21 protein-coding genes are annotated in these 16,675 nt (G+C 70.5%); 7 read left to right on the top strand and 14 right to left on the bottom strand.

The features are described 5' to 3' along the window. Nucleotides 1-32 precede the first annotated feature (32 nt). Nucleotides 33-518, bottom strand: a complete 486-nt coding sequence (locus tag EAH86_RS10720) for an ATP-binding protein (protein WP_241668315.1) — start codon at nucleotides 516-518, stop codon at nucleotides 33-35. 28 nt (nucleotides 519-546) lie between these two features. Beyond that, complete coding sequence (locus EAH86_RS10715) at nucleotides 547-1,383, bottom strand: glycerophosphodiester phosphodiesterase family protein (RefSeq protein WP_140740320.1); 837 nt, start codon at nucleotides 1,381-1,383, stop codon at nucleotides 547-549. Nucleotides 1,384-1,577: 194 nt separating this feature from the next. On the opposite strand from EAH86_RS10715, the gene EAH86_RS10710 reads away from it, so the two are divergent. The 4 genes from EAH86_RS10710 to EAH86_RS10695 all read left to right on the top strand — a co-directional run bounded on the left by EAH86_RS10710 (nucleotide 1,578) and on the right by EAH86_RS10695 (nucleotide 4,452). Continuing rightward, nucleotides 1,578-2,081, top strand: coding sequence for an RNA polymerase sigma factor (locus tag EAH86_RS10710; protein WP_140740317.1), 504 nt, complete (start codon nucleotides 1,578-1,580; stop codon nucleotides 2,079-2,081). After that, complete coding sequence (locus EAH86_RS10705) at nucleotides 2,078-2,668, top strand: methylated-DNA--[protein]-cysteine S-methyltransferase (RefSeq protein WP_140740314.1); 591 nt, start codon at nucleotides 2,078-2,080, stop codon at nucleotides 2,666-2,668. The genes EAH86_RS10710 and EAH86_RS10705 overlap by 4 nt, the downstream gene beginning before the upstream one ends. A gap of 75 nt (nucleotides 2,669-2,743) precedes the next feature. Continuing rightward, the gene (locus EAH86_RS10700) at nucleotides 2,744-3,235 is read left to right on the top strand and encodes a nucleoside deaminase (protein WP_140740311.1); all 492 of its coding nucleotides are present in this window, start codon (nucleotides 2,744-2,746) and stop codon (nucleotides 3,233-3,235) included. A 71-nt stretch (nucleotides 3,236-3,306) separates the two neighbouring features. Beyond that, nucleotides 3,307-4,452, top strand: a complete 1,146-nt coding sequence (locus EAH86_RS10695) for a N(5)-(carboxyethyl)ornithine synthase (RefSeq protein WP_206665813.1) — start codon at nucleotides 3,307-3,309, stop codon at nucleotides 4,450-4,452. 10 nt (nucleotides 4,453-4,462) lie between these two features. On the opposite strand, the gene EAH86_RS10690 is transcribed toward EAH86_RS10695, so the two are convergent. From EAH86_RS10690 to EAH86_RS10675, 4 genes are all read right to left on the bottom strand, one after another. Then, on the bottom strand, nucleotides 4,463-5,065 hold the full coding sequence (locus EAH86_RS10690; RefSeq protein WP_140740305.1) for a DUF421 domain-containing protein: 603 nt from the start codon (nucleotides 5,063-5,065) through the stop codon (nucleotides 4,463-4,465). 77 nt (nucleotides 5,066-5,142) lie between these two features. Beyond that, nucleotides 5,143-6,180, bottom strand: coding sequence for an aldo/keto reductase (locus tag EAH86_RS10685; protein ID WP_140740302.1), 1,038 nt, complete (start codon nucleotides 6,178-6,180; stop codon nucleotides 5,143-5,145). Between the two features lie 80 nt (nucleotides 6,181-6,260). Beyond that, nucleotides 6,261-8,882 (bottom strand): hypothetical protein, encoded by a 2,622-nt coding sequence (locus EAH86_RS10680; protein ID WP_206665797.1) that lies wholly within the window; start codon nucleotides 8,880-8,882, stop codon nucleotides 6,261-6,263. 120 nt (nucleotides 8,883-9,002) lie between these two features. Further along, entirely contained in the window at nucleotides 9,003-9,614 is a 612-nt protein-coding gene (locus EAH86_RS10675; protein ID WP_140740299.1) for a TetR family transcriptional regulator, read from the bottom strand. 55 nt (nucleotides 9,615-9,669) lie between these two features. On the opposite strand from EAH86_RS10675, the gene EAH86_RS10670 reads away from it, so the two are divergent. Then, nucleotides 9,670-10,233: a cupin domain-containing protein gene (locus EAH86_RS10670; protein WP_140740296.1), complete on the top strand. Its 564-nt coding sequence runs from the start codon at nucleotides 9,670-9,672 to the stop codon at nucleotides 10,231-10,233. Nucleotides 10,234-10,267: 34 nt separating this feature from the next. Here the strand turns inward: EAH86_RS10670 and EAH86_RS10665 are convergent, their stop codons facing one another. After that, on the bottom strand, nucleotides 10,268-11,137 hold the full coding sequence (locus EAH86_RS10665) for a peptidase inhibitor family I36 protein (RefSeq protein WP_140740293.1): 870 nt from the start codon (nucleotides 11,135-11,137) through the stop codon (nucleotides 10,268-10,270). A 236-nt stretch (nucleotides 11,138-11,373) separates the two neighbouring features. After that, nucleotides 11,374-11,778: a winged helix-turn-helix transcriptional regulator gene (locus EAH86_RS10660; RefSeq protein ID WP_241668314.1), complete on the bottom strand. Its 405-nt coding sequence runs from the start codon at nucleotides 11,776-11,778 to the stop codon at nucleotides 11,374-11,376. Nucleotides 11,779-11,806: 28 nt separating this feature from the next. Between EAH86_RS10660 and EAH86_RS10655 the strand changes: the two genes are divergently transcribed. Further along, the gene (locus EAH86_RS10655) at nucleotides 11,807-12,325 is read left to right on the top strand and encodes a hypothetical protein (protein WP_206665796.1); all 519 of its coding nucleotides are present in this window, start codon (nucleotides 11,807-11,809) and stop codon (nucleotides 12,323-12,325) included. Nucleotides 12,326-12,351: 26 nt separating this feature from the next. On the opposite strand, the gene EAH86_RS10650 is transcribed toward EAH86_RS10655, so the two are convergent. The 6 genes from EAH86_RS10650 to EAH86_RS10625 form a co-directional block, all read right to left on the bottom strand. Beyond that, nucleotides 12,352-12,789 carry a VOC family protein gene (locus EAH86_RS10650; protein ID WP_140740290.1) on the bottom strand — a complete coding sequence of 146 codons (438 nt, stop codon included), beginning with the start codon at nucleotides 12,787-12,789 and terminating at the stop codon, nucleotides 12,352-12,354. Between the two features lie 74 nt (nucleotides 12,790-12,863). Continuing rightward, nucleotides 12,864-13,397 carry a hypothetical protein gene (locus EAH86_RS10645; protein WP_140740287.1) on the bottom strand — a complete coding sequence of 178 codons (534 nt, stop codon included), beginning with the start codon at nucleotides 13,395-13,397 and terminating at the stop codon, nucleotides 12,864-12,866. Then, nucleotides 13,394-13,960 carry an RNA polymerase sigma factor gene (locus EAH86_RS10640; RefSeq protein ID WP_140740284.1) on the bottom strand — a complete coding sequence of 189 codons (567 nt, stop codon included), beginning with the start codon at nucleotides 13,958-13,960 and terminating at the stop codon, nucleotides 13,394-13,396. Before EAH86_RS10640 ends, EAH86_RS10645 begins: the two co-directional genes overlap by 4 nt. A gap of 87 nt (nucleotides 13,961-14,047) precedes the next feature. Further along, nucleotides 14,048-15,259: an ATP-binding protein gene (locus tag EAH86_RS10635; protein WP_140740281.1), complete on the bottom strand. Its 1,212-nt coding sequence runs from the start codon at nucleotides 15,257-15,259 to the stop codon at nucleotides 14,048-14,050. Nucleotides 15,260-15,329: 70 nt separating this feature from the next. Then, entirely contained in the window at nucleotides 15,330-15,851 is a 522-nt protein-coding gene (locus EAH86_RS10630; RefSeq protein ID WP_140740278.1) for a hypothetical protein, read from the bottom strand. 9 nt (nucleotides 15,852-15,860) lie between these two features. Beyond that, complete coding sequence (locus EAH86_RS10625; RefSeq protein WP_140740275.1) at nucleotides 15,861-16,187, bottom strand: rhodanese-like domain-containing protein; 327 nt, start codon at nucleotides 16,185-16,187, stop codon at nucleotides 15,861-15,863. Between the two features lie 95 nt (nucleotides 16,188-16,282). Here EAH86_RS10625 and EAH86_RS10620 point away from each other — a divergent pair, with 95 nt between their 5' ends. Then, nucleotides 16,283-16,675: a hypothetical protein gene (locus tag EAH86_RS10620; protein ID WP_140740273.1), complete on the top strand. Its 393-nt coding sequence runs from the start codon at nucleotides 16,283-16,285 to the stop codon at nucleotides 16,673-16,675.

Below are 16,675 nucleotides of genomic sequence, written 5' to 3'. Positions count from 1 at the left end.
CAAACCCTATTGCCTGGCGGCGAGGGAAGGACTCAGTGGCTGCGGCGGCGGGAGGGCCCACCGAGCGAGGCCCACACGGTCGACCCGGTGCGGTCCTCGGTGACGCCCCACTCGTGCGCCAGGCTGCGGACGATGCGCAGCCCCCGGCCGGAGGGGGCCCAGATGGTGCGCGGAGCCGGGCGGGGGGTGGTGTCGCTGCCGCCGTCGGTCACCTCGACCTCCACGACGCCGGCCTTGACCTTCCAGTGCACCCGCAGGTTGCCGTCGGCGAGAGGGCGGGCGTGCCGGATGGCGTTGGAGACCAGCTCGGACACCACGATCTCGGCCTCGTCGATGACGCCGCCCGGTACGTCCCGACCCTCGAGGTCGTCGACGAGCGCCTTGCGGATCTGGGCCACCGACGTGGCGCGCCACGGGACGCGCATGGTGCGCGAGGTGTCACGACCGCGACCGCCCGACGACGGTTGTGAGCGTGTGGGGCGCTCCCCCAGCGGTGCTGCTGCCATGCCCGTGCCCATGTCCGATCGTTGCGAGTTCGCTCGGAGACTACCCACTGGCCTCCACAGCGTCGAGGACCGCGCGCGGCCGGTTGCTGATGATGGCGTCCACACCGAGCTCCAGACAGAGCCTGATGTCGGCCGGTTCGTCGACCGTCCAGGCATAGACCTCGTGCCCGTGGCGGTGCTGTCGAGCGACGGTCTGGGGGTAGCGGCGCAGGATCTTGATGTCCAGCCCGACGGTGTGGATCCCCTTGGGCAGCGACCCGTCGCGGAACCGTAGGGGCACCGCGTCCTCGATGAGGTAGACCGCCGGGACGTGGGGGCACAGCTGGCGCATCCGCTGCACGGCCAGCTGGGAGAACGACATCACGCGCACCCAGTGCTGGTCGGGGCGGCGTGGCCCGTCGAGGTCGAACTCGGCCAACACTTGCGCCAGCTGGCGTTCGACGAGCCCGGCGTAGCGGGTGGGGTGCTTGGTCTCGATGGCCAGGCCGATGGGGCGCTCGGACTCCAGCACGGTCGTCAGCAGGTGGCGCAGGGTGAGCAGCCGGTTGCGGTCGCGGTCGGGGAGCTCGAGGTCACCGGGGTGGTCGTCCTTCCACGAACCCCAGTCGAGCCCCTCCAGCTCGGCCAGCTCCAGCGTCGAGACGATGCCGTGCCCGTTGGAGGTGCGGTTCACCCGACGGTCGTGGACGCAGACGAGGTGCGAGTCGGCGGTCAGCCGCACGTCGCACTCGAGGGCGTGTGCGCCCTCCTCGATGGCCCGCATGTAGGCGCGCAGCGTGTGCTCCGGCTCGGCCAGGCTCGACCCGCGGTGCGCAATGACGAGCGGACCGCTCCGGAGGGTCTGGCCGGAAGGTGTGGGGACGACTTCGTCGAGCACACAACCATGCTTCCACACAGGGACGGTTCACACCCGTCGCTTGGCTGGGACGCGCGGCGATGCGGCACGATGGCTGCCGGACCGACGGAGCTGGGCACGAGGAGCGGCGCACGCGAAGTCCGGCGCCCGGCATACGGCTTGGGTGGGCGGCACCGGCTCACTGGGACTCACACGAAGGGGAGGGGCGGCGTTCCATGAGTGTGAAACTGCCCGCCTTCCAGACCCTCGTCGACGCGCACTGGCGCGACGTCGCCCGCCTCGCCCACGCCCTCGCCGGGCCCGTCGACGGTGACGACGTCGCCCAGCAGGCGTGGACCCAGGCGCTCGCGGCCTACCCGTCGCTGCGCTCGGCCCGGAACCTGCGCGGCTGGCTGCTCACGATCACGCACCGGTGCGCGATGGACGCGCACCGCGGACGGGCCCGCCGTGCGGTGCCCCACGACGACCCGGCTTCCCTGGCGTCGGTGACGAAGGCTGCACCTGCCGCCGACGTCGCCCTGCTCGACGGACCGATGCTCGACCAACCGCTCTGGGCCTCGGTGGCGGCACTGCCACCGCGGCAGCGCGAAGCCGTCGTCCTCAAGTACGTCGCCGACCTCGACCACCCCACCATCGCCGCCGCGCTGGGCACCTCGTCCGCGATGAGCCGGCGGCTCGTGAGCGACGCGCTCGCGACCCTGCGTAAGGACGTGTCATGACCGACCCCACTGCCCGCCTCTCCGCGTTCCAGCCCGACGAGTCCACCCTGCGCCCCCCGGTGCTGCCACCGAGCGACGTGTCCTACGTCGTGGAGGACACCCCGATCGGTCGGATGCTGTTGGCCCGCAACGACTCCGGCGCCTTGGTGGCCTCCGGTTTCGTCGCCACCGCCGAGGACGAGGACCGCCTCCTGACCCGGCTCAGTGAGCGCGTCTCACCCCGGGTGCTGCGCCAGCCGGGCGAGCTCGACGAGGCGCGGACCCAGCTCGAGGCGTTCCTCGAGGGCCGGACCCGCGCGTTCTCGCTGCGCACCGACCTGGCCCTGGCGTCCGACTTCCAGCGCGCCGTCCTGCCCCGGCTCGCCGCTACGGTCGGCTACGGCGACCGCGCCACCTACGGCGAGCTGGCCGCCCGCGTGGACCGGCCGAGTGCGGCCCGCGCAGTCGGGGCGGCGCTCGGTGCCAACCCGTTGTGCGTGGTGCTCCCGTGCCACCGCATCGTCGCCTCGAGCGGTGCCCTGACCGGGTATGCCGGTGGGCTGGAGGCCAAGCGCTACCTCCTCGACCTCGAGGCCGGCCACCGCTGAGCTCGTGTGGCTGAGCCGACGCCCTGCCGCGGGCTCAGCCATACGACTCGCGTTGGGTCTGCGAGCATCGGGGGCATGGCCCTCTCCGACGCCGACCTCACCCACCTGCGACAGTGCGTCGACCTGGCGCGCGAAGGACTCGAAGCCGGTGACGAACCGTTCGGCTCCGTCCTCGTCGACGGGTCGTGTGTCGTGCGGTTCGCGGACCGCAACCGGGTCCAGGACGGCGACCAGACCCGGCACCCGGAGTTCGAGGCGGCGAAGTGGGCTGCGCAGCACCTCGCGGCCGACGAGCGGGGCGCCTGCACCGTCTACACCTCCGGCGAACACTGTGCGATGTGCTCGGCCGCGCACGCGTGGGTCGGCCTGGGCCGCATCGTGTATGCCGTTTCGACCGACCAGCTCGTGGGCTGGCTCCGCGCATGGGACGTCCCACTCGGCCCGGTCGTGCCGCTTGCCATCAACGCCGTCGCACCAGGACTGGCGGTGGACGGCCCCGCACCAGAGCTCGAGCAGGAGGTGCGGGAGCTGCACCGCCGGCTGCACGGAATACCGGAAGGTCGCTGACCGGAGCGCCATCCCGGGGTGACCGCCCGCGGAACTGTGTTAGACAGGGCAGAAACTCAAGGGAGCCCATGATGCAGCACCTCAGCGTCGGACTCATTGCCGCGTCAGGCAAGGAAAACGAGCACCGGCTACCGATCCACCCGCTGCACTTCGGCCGGGTCGAGCAGGACCTCCGCCCAGGCATCTTCCTGGAGCAGGGCTACGGCCGGCACTTCGGGATCAGCGATGCCGAGCTCGCGCCCCAGGTCGGCGGCATCCTCACGCGTGCCGAGCTGGTGGCCCGCTGCGATGTCATCATGCTGCCCAAGCCGATGGTGGCCGACGTCGCGGAGCTGAGGGACGGCCAGATCCTCTGGGGCTGGCCGCACTGCGTGCAGGACTCCGAGATGACCCAGCTCGCGATCGACAAGCGGCTCACCCTGATTGCGTTCGAGGCGATGAACCTCTGGGGCAGCGACGGGTCGTTCAAGCTGCACGTGCTGCACAAGAACAACGAGATCGCCGGCTATGCCTCGGTGCTGCACGCGCTGTCCCTGGTGGGCTCGACCGGTGACTACGGGCGCCGGCTCACCGCGGCCGTGATCGGTTTCGGGGCGACCGCCCGGGGTGCCGTCACCGCCCTGAGCGCGCTGGGGGTCAACCAGGTCGACATCCTCACGCAGCGGGACACCACCGCTGTCGCCTCGCCGATCCACTCGGCCCGGATCGTGCAGTTCGACCGGGGTGAGGCGGACGTGCGCCCCCTCGAAGTCTTCCTCGAGGGGGGCAACGAGACGATGCCCGGGTTCCTCGCGGCGCATGACGTCATCGTCAACTGCGTGCTCCAGGATCCGTTGCACCCCATGATGTTCCTCGAGGACGAGGACCTCCCAGCGCTCCCCTCGGGGACCCTGGTCATCGACGTGTCGTGCGACGAGGGCATGGGGTTCGGCTGGGCGCGGCCGACGACGTTCGAGGAGCCCATGTTCGTCGTCGGGGACAACGTCCATTACTACGGCGTGGACCACAGCCCCTCGTATCTCTGGAACTCCGCCACCTGGGAGATCAGTGAGTCGCTGCTGCCACACCTGTCCACGGTGATGGCCGGCCCAGAGGCCTGGAAGGCCGACGACACGATCGGTAGGGCGATCGAGATCCAGGACGGGATGATCCGCAACCCGGACATCCTGGCCTTCCAGTCGCGAGCGGCCGAGTACCCGTTCGAGATCCGGGCGTAGTCGGGGCGCGTCAGCGGGCGCCCGCTCCGCCCTGGGTGTCGAGGCGGGCGGTGAGGGCGTCGACGGCTCGGCGCAGGTCGCCGATCGTGGCGCTCCTCGCGTCCGGCTTGAGCTCGACGGTGATCGAACCACCCGGCTCGAGGGCCACCCGCTGCACCTCGCTGAGCGAGTCGGCGCCGTGCGGCTGGATCGCGTTGTTGAGCTCCTCGGGACTCATGCCGACGTGGGCGAGGGCTCGCGGGTCGAGCACCCCGTCCTGGACCACGACCGTGGGTCTGCCGTCCAGCAGCCACGCGACCCGGGGACTGCGCAGTGCCCAGTGGTCCAGCGCTGCGTTGACGATGACGAGGACAGCCGCACCGAGGAGACCACCCACGAGGGAGTTGTCCTGACCGATGATGGCGTTCTGGACGACGTTGGACAGCAACAGCACGACGACGAGGTCCTGCGAGTTCATCTGCGCCATCAGGCGTTTGCCTGCCACGCGGATGATCAGCAGGATCCCGAGATAGATCGCGACGGTCCGGATGACCTTCTCGGCCGCGGGCATCTGCAGGTTGAGGAGGTCGTCGACGACTCCCTGCGGCGCCGCGGCGACGAGCTGCTCGAACATGGTGGCTCCTCAGGGGTGGGTGGCTCTCGCGCCAACCTAACCCCGACCCCGCGCCCCGACACGAGACGCGCGGGTGGCTACTCGCGACCGGACGAGATCCAGGCCGGGTCCTGGCTGAGGTTGCGCCCGCCCTGGACGAGGTCCGCCGCGGCGTCCAGCCGTACGAGCTGGTCGTCGTCGAGGCGGACGGACAGGGCACCGAGGTTCTCGTCGACCCGCTCGCGGCGACGGGTGCCCGGGATCGGCACGACCGGCATACCGAGTCGTTCACCCTGGGCGAACAGCCAGGCCAGGGCGACCTGGGCCGGCGTGGCTCCCACCTCGCCGGCCACGGCCGTGACGACCTCGACGACGCGCTGGTTGGCCTCGAAGCCCGCATCGAACCGTGGGTGCCCCTTGAGCATCGACCCGGCTACGGCGTCCTTGGTGAGGGCTCCGGTCAGGAAGCCGCGCCCCAGCGGCGAGTACGGCACGAAGCCCGCGCCCACCTCGCGCGCGGCCGGCACGACCTGGTCCTCGACGTCGCGCGACCAGATGCTCCACTCGCTCTGCACAGCCGTGATCGGGTGGACCGCCGCTGCGGCGCGGAGCTCGGTCGCGGTCACCTCGGAGAGCCCCAGGTGGCGCACCTTGCCCGCTGCGACGAGCTCGGCCATCGCGCCGACGGTCTCCTCGATGGGGACGCTGACGTCGCGACGGTGCATGTAGTAGAGGTCGATCACATCGGTGCCCAGGCGTCGCAGCGAGCCTTCGACCGCACTGCGGACGTATGCCGCGTCGCCTCGGACACCGGTACCTCCCGGCCCGTGCGTGGGGACGCCGGTGATGCCGAACTTCGTGGCGAGCTGCACCTCGTCGCGACGGGTGCGGAGGAGCTGTCCGACGAGCTCCTCGTTGGTGCCGGCCGGCCCGGTCTGGCCCTCGCGCTCCTTGCCGTAGACGTCCGCTGTGTCGATGAAGGTGACTCCGGAGTCGACGGCGTGGTTCAGGGTGCGCAGGCCTTCGGCCGGGTCGGTCTCGCCGTAGACGTGCGTGATCGCCATCCCGCCGAAGCCGAGGCGGCTCACCTCGAGGCCGTGGCCGAGGTCGACGCGCGTCGTGGTGGTGTCGCTCATGCGTGGTGCTCCTCCCTGGTTGGTCCTTCGGGACAACCCTGCGGCCCGCGGGATCCTTCCCGCGGGCCGCAGGGACGCCCTCAGGACGCCGTGACCACCAGGGTGTGCGCTCCGGCCTTGGTCGGCACGGTGACCTCGAGGCCGCGGTTCGTGGTGCGGCTGGTCCAGTCGGTCAGCACCCGGCCGTCCAGCACCACGCGGGTCACCGTGCTCCCGCGCGGGACGGTGTGCCCGATCCAGACCTTGTCGGCGCCGACGGCCCGGTCGACCGCCACACTGGTCGTGTAGCGGGAGCCGACCACCGAGGCAGCCACGTCGGCGAACCCACCACCGAGGCGGATGTGCCGACCAGAGGCCGAGGGCTGGCCAGCGGGCACCTGCGGGACGACGACCAGCTGGCCGTTGCCCAGGTCGGGCTGGATGCCGAGCCACTGGTGCACGACCGCCCAGGCTGTGCCGTAGTTGCCCCAGGCCTGCATGAACATCGAGCGGCAGGTCCAGCACCGGTCGATGTTCGCGCCCTGGTCCGGCGAGGGGAAGATCTCCGGCATCGCGCCCGGCTGCTCGTCGGGTGTCCCACCTGTGGCGGGCTCGGCGAACATCGGGTCGGCCAGGGCGTGGGTGTAGCGCTGCTGCTGCCCCGCCCCCAGCCGGCCGTAGTTGCCCTCGCCGATCGACTGGATCGACGTGGTCAGCCCGAAGATGACCTTCTCGCCCAGACCGTTCGCGCCGCCACCGCAGCCGGTGTGGAACAGGCCCGTCGACAGCGGTGCCGTCCCGCTGTAGCAGGGGTCCTCGCGGCCGGCGAGCGCCGTGCTGCCGTGGGCGAACGGCGCGAGCCCGGGGACGGTGCGCCCGTTGACCTGCAGCTCGGCCTCCATCGGCGTCTGGCCGATCCAGTGCTTCTGGAACGACTGGACGTCACCGGGGTCCATGAGGGAGTCGGCGTACTGGGACGCCGCGGCATACCACCACGTCCCGTCGAAGCGGTCCCGGATCTGGCGGGCCAGGTTGTTGGCCCACGCGAACGTGGCGCCGTCGTGCCTCGCCTTGGCCATGTCGGCCAGGTCGTAGAGCCCGCGGATGTAGTAGACGGTGTTGTCGAGCTTCTCCGTGCCCATCCCGGTGCGCTCGACGTTGCCGAGTCCTTCGGGCCAGCCATCACCGTCGACGTCGAGGCTGCGCGTGACGTAGCGCAGGTTCCGGACCGAGAAGTCGTACATCTCGTCGCGGAACCGGTCGTCGCCGGTCCAGCGCCACAACAGCGCCACGGTGCTCGGGAACTTCACCGTCTCGTCGGTGTTGAAGTTGTATGCCGTGCTGCCGTCCGGGTTGGTGCTGCGCGAGTCCTGGCCGAACCAGATCGACCCGTCCGAGACCACCTCGTGCGTCACGACGCCGGAGCGGTTGTTGAGGATGTCGGAGACGTCACGCAGCGCGCGCAGATGGTCCTTGATTGCCTCGAACTGCCCGACCGACACCGACGCGAACGCGGTGTACTCGGCGTCGGTGCCGAAGATCCACGGGTAGTCCGGGAAGCCGGCGCCGATCCAGGTCGCCTTTGCGACGGTCCCGGACGGGGCCGGGAACTGCTTGCCCTGGTTGGTCCAACGGATCTGCAGGTCGGTCGCCGTCTGGGTGAGGTCGGCGATGTTCTGCTTGCCCCACTGCACCGCGTCCTGCACCAGCGGGTCGCCGGGCAACGAGAGCTGCGTCATCGACGACAGCGCCTCGCGGGACGCCTTCTTGGCGGCGAGCGCGGCGCCGGGGTCGGCCAGCGCCTTGGCGAGCTCGCCACGGGCGGAGGTCAGGCCCTGGTCGGAGCCGGCCACCGCGAGCCAGATGGTCTGCGATCCGCCGGCCGGCAGGTCGAGCTTGTAGGTCAGCCGACCGCCGGTGCCCTTGCCGAACGGTCCGTCGTCACAGGCCGACGGCTTGGGGTCCGCCGGGGCGCCGGGCTCGGTGCCGGTGCAGCGGTGGCCGGGCTGGGCGCCGTAGAACTGGCTGCCGACCTGTCCTGTCGTCGGGGTGGCGGCGGTGCCGACGACAGCGGCGTAGTGGTGGACCGGGGCCCCGGGCAGGGCACCGTCGTCGGTGAAGACGAGGTTCTTGCCGTCGTAGGCACCGGTGTCAGGCAGGTTGTCGCTCGCGTTGGGCATCACCCCGGTGAAGCCCCACGGGTACTGGCCCATCAGCTCGGAGTGCGCGTCGACCGAGAGCTTCGCGATGCGCGCGGCCCCGGGGTTGGTCACGGTGAGCCCGAAGAGCGCGCCGCGGACGCCGTCGGGCACGAAGTCGGTGCGGGCGACCTCCAGTCCGGCGGTGTCCGGCAGGTCGTAGCGGCTGTACCCCCACCCGCTGGTGAACGTCGTCGCGGGACCGACCCACTGGTCGTCGAGCCCGAACCAGACCCCGTCGACCATCTTCATCGGCGGCGTCCAGACCCCGCCCATCTCGCCGGTGATGTGCCAGCCGTTGGCGTAGAACCTGCCGTCTTCGAAGCCGATCGAGTACGCCCGCGTCCCGGCGGAGACCTCGCGCCGATCGGCGAGCCGGGTGCTCACCGACAGCTCGTTGCCGGTCGCAGCAGCGCCGGTGGCCGTCCCCCCTTCCCGTGGTGTCGCACTGGCTGGCACTTGTGCGGCCAGCACCGTCGCGCCGAGGAGCACTGCAGCGGAACCTGCCACGAGAGTTCTAGACATCGTCGTCCTCCGACCCAGAGGGGGAGCGACGTCGGTCGGCGCCGCCTGGGTGGTCTGGACCTGCGATCCGCGCGATTTCGGACTGCTTTGTCCGGACCTTCGGACGCTACACCCGGCCCTTCACACCGGCAACGCCGAAGCCAGCAGGGCCCGGGCCGAGCCGCGCATCAGGTCGACCGCCTCGTCCCGCGAGAGCCCGGCCATGTCGGTGAGCCAGACCAGGGCCTCGATCCCGGTGGCGCTGCGGATCGCGAGCACGAGCCGGTGCAGCCCCTCGTCGGTGAGCTGACCGCGCAGCGGTTCGAGGGCCTCGGTGATCCACCCGATCGCGCGGCCCTGACGCAGGGGCAGCGGCGCGTGGTCGGGGGCAGCGTCCTGGGCTTCCAGGGACAGGCGCAGCATGGTGCGCTGCTGGGTCTCGGTCTCGACGATCAGGGTCGTGAAGGCTCGGATGACGATGTCGAGGCGTGCCGCGGGATCGTCGGGCGGGTCGTCACCCAGCAGCGACTGGGTGCCGGTCTCGGGATGTGCTGCCGCCAGGAGGGACGCGTGGTTCGGGAAGTAGCGGTATGCCGTGGCGCGCGACACGGACGCGGCGGACGCGGCTCGGTCGACAGTCGGGGTCTGCCCGTTGGCCACCATCTCGCGGGCGGCGGTGACGAGCGCGGTGCGGGTCCGGCTCTTCTGTCCGGTCCGGCCGTGGGTCTCGTAGGGCATTGACACGTCGTTCATGATACGTCAGTCTCATCATGAGACATGAGTCTCATGTACGGCGTGTCCAACGAAAGTGGGCGTCAAGTCCAGCACCTCCACGGTTCCCCCGGCCACCGCAGCCATCATCCGCGCCGAGGGCGAAGGCGAACGTCGCTGGTTCTTCGGCGGCGGCGTCCACACCTGGAAGGTGCGCGCCCACGAGAGCAACGGCGCCTTCCTGCTGTTCGAGGACTCGATGACCGGCGGAAAGGCGACCCCGCTGCACACCCATCCGGACTCCGACGAGACGGCAGTCGTGCTCGAGGGCGAGATCCTCATGCACGTCGACGGCGCCAACCGCCACGTCGGTACAGGCGGGGTCGCGATGGCACCACGGGGCGTGCCGCACGCCTTCCTGGTGCTGTCGGCCACGGCGAAGATCCTGTTCCTGCACACCCCGGGGTGCTGCGAGGCGTTCTACTGGGGCGCCAGCGAGCCGCTGCCGACCGAGGATGCCACCGAGCGCGAGAAGGGCGAAGAGGGCGTCGTGGACTTCGACCGGGTCCGCGCCTCGGCGCAGGCCAACGGCGGGATCGTGCTGCTCGGCCCGCCACCCTTCGGCGCCAGCCGGAGCTGGTCAGCCCAGGGGGTGGGCTGACCAGCTCCGGCTGAGCGGGCTGCTGGTGGTGTGGCTACCGGACGTTGTACCCGCGCGCCTGCCAGAACGAGGTCGGGTTCGGGTTGTCGAGTACCGGGTCGTCGACGCTCTTGGCCGCGAGGGTCTTGCGGCCGAGGCGCATCTCGACGTGCGTGTGGCTCGCGCTCCCGGCGCCCCGGGCCGCTTCGACGGCGATCTGCTGACCCTTGCTGATCATGTCGCCGATGTCGACGCTGTCGTTCGGGTTGGTGTGCAGGTAGATGATCGTCTTGTCGAAGGTCGCGTTGTAGACGGCGATCGTGGACAGCCCGGTGCCGCCCTCGACGACGTTGGTCACGGTGCCGGACAGGAGGGCCTTGACCGACGAGCCGCTCGCCTTGGCAATGTCGATCCCCTCGTGCCGCCCCGGGGTGTTCACGTAGCCGTCGAAGCCACAGGTGATGTGGCCACCGCCGCCGACGTAGAGGGCGTCGGACATGTCGACGTTGGTGGAAGTCCCACCACCGAGGCGGTGGCCGGCGTTGTCGTTCTTCAGGGTCGCGTTGAGGTTTCCCTTGGCGCCGGACGCGAAGCTCTGGCTGTCGCCGGAGTAGCCGCTGTTGTAGAACACGGTGACCGAGCCGCTGGTGCGGTTCCACACTGAGGCCGCGTTGTTCTTGACGCACTGGCCCTGGCCTGCGCCGGCGCCCTTGAACTCGTAGCACTCGGGTTGGCTCGCGCCGTAGTCGTCGATCGAGGTGGTGAAGTCCGACACCGACCCCGCGTTGTCACTGTTGTAGTAGAGGCAGAACTCCCCGGACTGGCAGATGCCGTCTCGAGCAGCCGCCTGTGCGGGTGCGGCGGTCAGGAAGGCCACGCTCACCACGGCCCCGGCGATGCCGGCATACGCAAGCTTCTTCACCATGAAACCCCTTCAGTGCAGGCGTTCTCACGCTCCGAATGGACTGACGGACAGCGCAAATCACACAGTGCTGCGGAGTCGTGCACGTGCCAGCCACGGTTCCCCCCTCAGCGTGCGTTCCCACCTTGGGCCTCTCGACATCCGCCGTCGATATGGGGATTTCGATGGTTTTGTCCGTAAAGGACAGGCGGGCGCATGGAAAGCACAGGACGCCGCTCGGCCACGGTGCGGCCGACCCGTCAGGCCACCTCGTCGACGCAGCCGGCCGCCGGGTCTCCTTGCGGCGCATCCGAGCGCCGCAGGTGGTCGCCACCCCAGACCCGGACACTCTCGACCACCGGGAGGGCAGTCATCCCGTAGTCGGTGAGGCGGTAGACGACGGGCGCTGGCACCGGCCCGGTCTCGACCCGTTCGACGAGGCCGTCGGCCTGGAGCTCACGCAGCTGCTCGGCCAGCACCTTGGCCGAGATCGGCGCAGCGCGGCGGCGCAGTCCGGCGAAGTGGGTCTCACCGTGAGCCAGCCAGTAGACCAGGGTCAGCTTCCACTTGCCGCCGACCGCTGCGAAGGCTGCGGCCATCGGGCAGCCGGGCAGCGGGTTGGCGCGCGCCGTTGCGGGGTTACCTGAAGGTGCCTTCTTGTCCATCCACCTGCTCCGTCCGGAGAGTCAGACCATGACCACTGACTCGAGCATCGCACACCGACACCAACCCGACCCGGACGGCGGCCAGGACGACTTCGACTGGGAGCTCGGGACCTGGCGCACCAGTGTGCAGGTGCTCGCAGACCCGCTCTCGGACACCGAGGACGAGTGGCTGGAGTTCAACGGCACCAGTGTCGTTCGCCCCCTCATGGACGGCCGGGCGAACGTCGTCGAGCTGCGGGTCTCGGGACCCGCGGGGCAGATCAACGGTCTCAACCTGCGGCTCTACGAACCGGGTGCCCAGCGGTGGAGCTCGACGTTCGCCAGCCTGCGTGACGGGATGCTGACGCCGTCGGTCTACGGCACCTTCCACGACGGGGTCGGCGAGTTCTACGGCGACGACCAGCTGGCCGGTCGCCCGATCAAGGTGCGCTTCGTCATCGAGCGGCAAGGGCGCGACCGGGCGAGGTTCACCCAGGCGTTCTCGGACGACGGTGGTGCAACCTGGGAGACCAACTGGGTCGCCGTCGACCGACGCACCGGTCACTGAGTCACTGAGTCTGGCCGCGTCCGCGCTCAGCCCTTCTGCAGCTCCTCGGCGAGCATCACGATGATGCCGCTCGGCCCGCGGAGGTAGGTGAGCCGATAGATGTCCTCGTAGGTGCCGACGCCGCGCAATGGTGTACAGCCGTGGCGCGCGGCGATCTCCAGCGCCGCGTCGAGGTCGTCGACCGAGAAGGCCACCCGATGCATGCCGATCTCGTTCGGCAGGGTCGGCTCGGTCTCGATCGCGTCGGGGTGGATGTACTCGAAGAGCTCGAGGCGACCGTTGCCGTCCGGCGTCTGGAGCATGGCGATCTTGGCGTGGTTGCCGTCGAGGCCCACTGCCGTGTCGGTCCACTCGCCACTGACCGTGTCGCGTCCCATGACGCTCAGGCCGAGGTCGGTGAAGAACGCGATGGTCGCTTCGAGGTCGCGGACGGCGATGGCAACGTTCTCGAGTTTGATGGGCATGCCAGGCACGCTACCGAGCCGACACCGACATCGCTGCGCGCGGGGACGCACGGGGGTGCGCGGACCGCCGGGTGTCAACAGCCGCCGCCGGACCAGGTGACCGCGACGGGCGAGTGCACGTCGCTCCCGCTGGAGCCGCTGACGATGATGTCCAGCACTGCACCGCCGGTGACCTGGGCGCGGCCGAGGGTGAACCGGAGTCCGCCGTCGACCTTGGCCAGCCGGATCGAGCAGGTCGTCGGATCCGTGGAGCCGCCCGTGGCCGGCGACTGACCGGTGGACTGGGCGACGCCCGGGAGGTAAGCCACGTGGGCGTGGACGCCCTTTGCCGCGAGGGCGCGTTCGAGCCCGTCGACGTCGGAGAGGTCGTGGATCGTGACCACGACGCTGCCGTTGGCGGCCGTTTCGACGGCGTATGCCGCGCTCGGGCGGCCGGGGCCGGTGCCCAGGGCGAGCGCGAGGACGGTGGCCGCGGCGGCCAGGCTCGCCGTGACGCCCACGGCGAGGTAGCCACGGCGCCGCGCGGTGGGGGGCGCCGAGCCGGTGCGAGCGCTGACGTGCTGGCGCAGTTCGATGAGCAGGGACTGCTCGAAGCTGTCGAGACTCATGGCATGACCTCCTGGACGATTGGCCTGACGTGCTGCTTGATCCGGGCCCGGCCTCGGTGCAGCCGGACCCGTGCTGTGCCTGGCTTCACTCCCAGGACGGCGGCGGCCTCGGGGACGGTCAGCCCGTCCAGTGCGACGAGCTCCATCAGGTCTCGTTCGCGTCGTGGCAGAGCCGCCAGGGCGGAGTAGAGGGCGCGTGCGTCGCGCTCGGCGTCGATCTGCTCCTCGATCCGCGCGAAGGAGTCGCTGTCGAGCAGACGTCGGCCACCGAGGCGGCCCACGGCGCCACGTTCGCGCGTCTGGCGGCGGAACTCCTGGGCCACGACATGCCGCGCGACTCCGAACAGCCAGGCCGCCGGCGGGCCACGGTCCGGCCGGTAGGAGGACGCGGAGTCGATCGCGGCCAAGAACACCTCGGCGGTCAGATCTGCAGCCAGGTTGGGGTCAGCGACACGTCGAGCCACGAAGGCCTTCACCCTGGCGAGGTGCTCGCGGTAGAACGCCTCGAACGCGTCGGGGTCCGTCGCGATGCACTCGAGATCCGGGCCTGGGGGCGGGTTCATGTCTCATCTTGGCCCCACCACGCCGAGGCGTTACATCAGGCTTCGAACAGGGAGCCCCTGCCCGGGCACGGCAGTGCCTGCCGGGGGTCAGCCCTGGGTGCGCAAATATCGGCCGAAGTGGGGGACGGTGAACGCGATCCGACCGCGCTCGCCTGAGTAGATCAGCCCCTTCTTCAGGAGCGCATCCCTTGCAGGAGACAGGGACTGAGGCTTGCGGTCGAGGACCTGGGCCACCGAGGCGGTCGGCACCGACTCGGTCTCGTCGACCTCTTCACCGGCTTCGGCGAGGCCCTGAGCGGCGTCGGCCATCGCCCGCAGGTACTCGCGCTCAGCAGGCGTGGCCCGCTCGAAGCGGGACCCGAAGAAGCCCACTGCCAGCTCGGCCTCTGCCTCGGGAGCAGACACCGCGACGTCCTGGGCCGTGATGGGCGAGCGCGGTGCGACGTCCCACGCGACCTTGCCGTAGGCCTGGACGAAGTACGGGTAGCCGGCCGTCGCGGCATACAGGGCTTCGAGGGCCTCGGGCTCGAACGCCGCGTCCTCGTCGCCGGCCGGCGCCACGAGGGCGAGGTCAGCCGCAGCGCGGTCGAGCCGGTCGATGCGTTGGTAGCGAAAGAGCCTCTCGGAGTATGACTTCGACGCGGACAGGACAGCTGGGAGATGTGGGAGGCCGGCGCCTACGACGATCACGGGCAGCCCCGACTGGGAGATCTCGTGGCAGGCCGCGCAGATCGCCGAGACGTCGTCGGCCGACAGGTCCTGCATCTCGTCGATGAAGATCGCGACGCCCCGACCCACGTCTGCCGCGAGGCCGCCCACGTCGGTGAGCAGCTCGACCAGGTCGATCTCGATGTCGCCGGAGTCGGCACGGCCGATGGCAGCAGGGGCGTCGATGCCCGGGTTCCACTTGTCGCGCAGCTTGGCGCCGGGCGCCGAGTCGCGTTGCGCGAAGGCCTTGATGACGCCGAGGACGTGGTCCACCTGGTCACCGGCGGGGTGACCGAGCTCGCGCACCGCCACGTGCAGCGCAGCGGACAGCGGACGACGCAGCCCCTGGTCGGGGCGGGCCTCGAGCTTGCCGGTGCCCCAGTGGGCACGGACGGCCGCCGAGCGCAGTGCGTTCAGCAGCACCGTCTTGCCGACTCCCCGCAGGCCGGTCAGCACGATGGAGCGCTCGGGTCGGCCGCGCGCAATGCGCTCGAGCACCACGTCGAAGGCGTGCAGCTGCTCGTCACGACCGGCGAGCTCGGGCGGCCGCTGGCCGGCCCCGGGGGCGTACGGGTTGCGTATCGGGTCCACGATCGCAGGGTATGGGCGTTTCTAGGGTTTCCCTGAGATTTGGCGATACGCCCCGATCGTGTCGCTGGTGTCAGCGGCGAGTGCGGCGCCGGACGATGTGGCCGACGACAGCCGGGATCCAGCCCATCTCTCCGCGCATCCAGCGACCGGCGACGAGGTTGTGCGGAACCACGACGAACGAGCCCTTGAAACCCTCGGTCAGTGACAGGTCGGTGCCGAAGACATCGGTGACGACCTGCCAGTCGAGGTCGGTGTGCCGGTCGATGTGCGCGCCGATCCCGATGGCATAGCGCTCGACGATGGCGGCGTGGTCGGGACGGTCCTCCTCGGGCGCAGCCGACCACGCGGCATACGCCCGGTCGAGGCCGGCACTGAGCGAGTCGAGGTCGTCGACGTCGACACCCTCGGCGGCCAAGGACTCGAGGGCCGTCTCGATGCGAGCGCGCTCCTCGTCGCCGAGCGGGTCGACCAACGGGCGCAGTGAGGCGCCCGGGTCGAGCGTGTCGCCGGCGTCCGGCAGCGTGCGCTCCGGGACCTGCGGTTCGGAGACCTCCGCGTCGGCGTCGTCGTGGCGCCGACCGAACCACGCCATGGCCGCGACCTACTTGACCGTGGCTGAGCCCGAGTCGGCGACGAGCTGCTTGCCCGCGCCCTGCCACGCCTTCATGCCACCGTCGAGGTTGGCGACGTCGAACCCCTGCTGCGACAGCCAGGCCACCGCGCGAGAGGACCGGCCGCCACCACGACAGACCACGGCAAGGGTGCCGGCGTCGGTGTCGGGCAGCTCGTCGAGTCGGGACGGCAGCTCACCCAGCGGGATGTGCACGGCGCCCGGCGCGTGGCCGGCGTCCCACTCGTCCTGCTCCCGCACGTCCAGGAGAACGGCATGGTCGTGGACGTCGGAGACGGGGACCTGGGGGATGCTCATGTCCCCATGAAACACCCCTCGGCCGACCGCGCGGAAATCCGGTGGGCAACGTCTCGCCGAGGCATGTCGGGGCGGCCGCGGTTAGGGTCGATGGCATGACTGAACAGGTGCCTGTCGGCCACACCCCGGACCGCGGTCTCACGATCACGCTGAGCACGCCGTTCGTGGAGTCGCTGAGCCCCGAACAGCTCGACCACTACGTCCGCACCGTCGTCGCCCTGGGCGAGTCGGCCAACGACGGCTCGTCGCGGTCCGACCTCGCCGAGCGCCTCCAGTCCGCGCTCGAAGCCGGTGGTGTCCAGCTGCCGCCCACGTCCTACGACCGCCTCGGCGAGCAGCTCACCGAGGCCAGCGGGGCTCCTCTGTCGATCATCACCGACCAGGACCAGCTGCTCTACGGCGAGGAGGACGCCACCGCGGCGAACCACCTGCCGCAGGCGCCCGCGACCGGGGACCCCGAGCACCCGGACCGTCCCACCTACTCGTGA

The organism is Pedococcus bigeumensis (assembly GCF_006438965.1).
Taxonomy (GTDB): Bacteria; Actinomycetota; Actinomycetes; order Actinomycetales; family Dermatophilaceae; genus Pedococcus; species Pedococcus bigeumensis_A.
The sequence above is the reverse complement of the archived record's forward strand: the minus strand, read 5'-3'. Positions and strand labels throughout refer to the sequence as shown.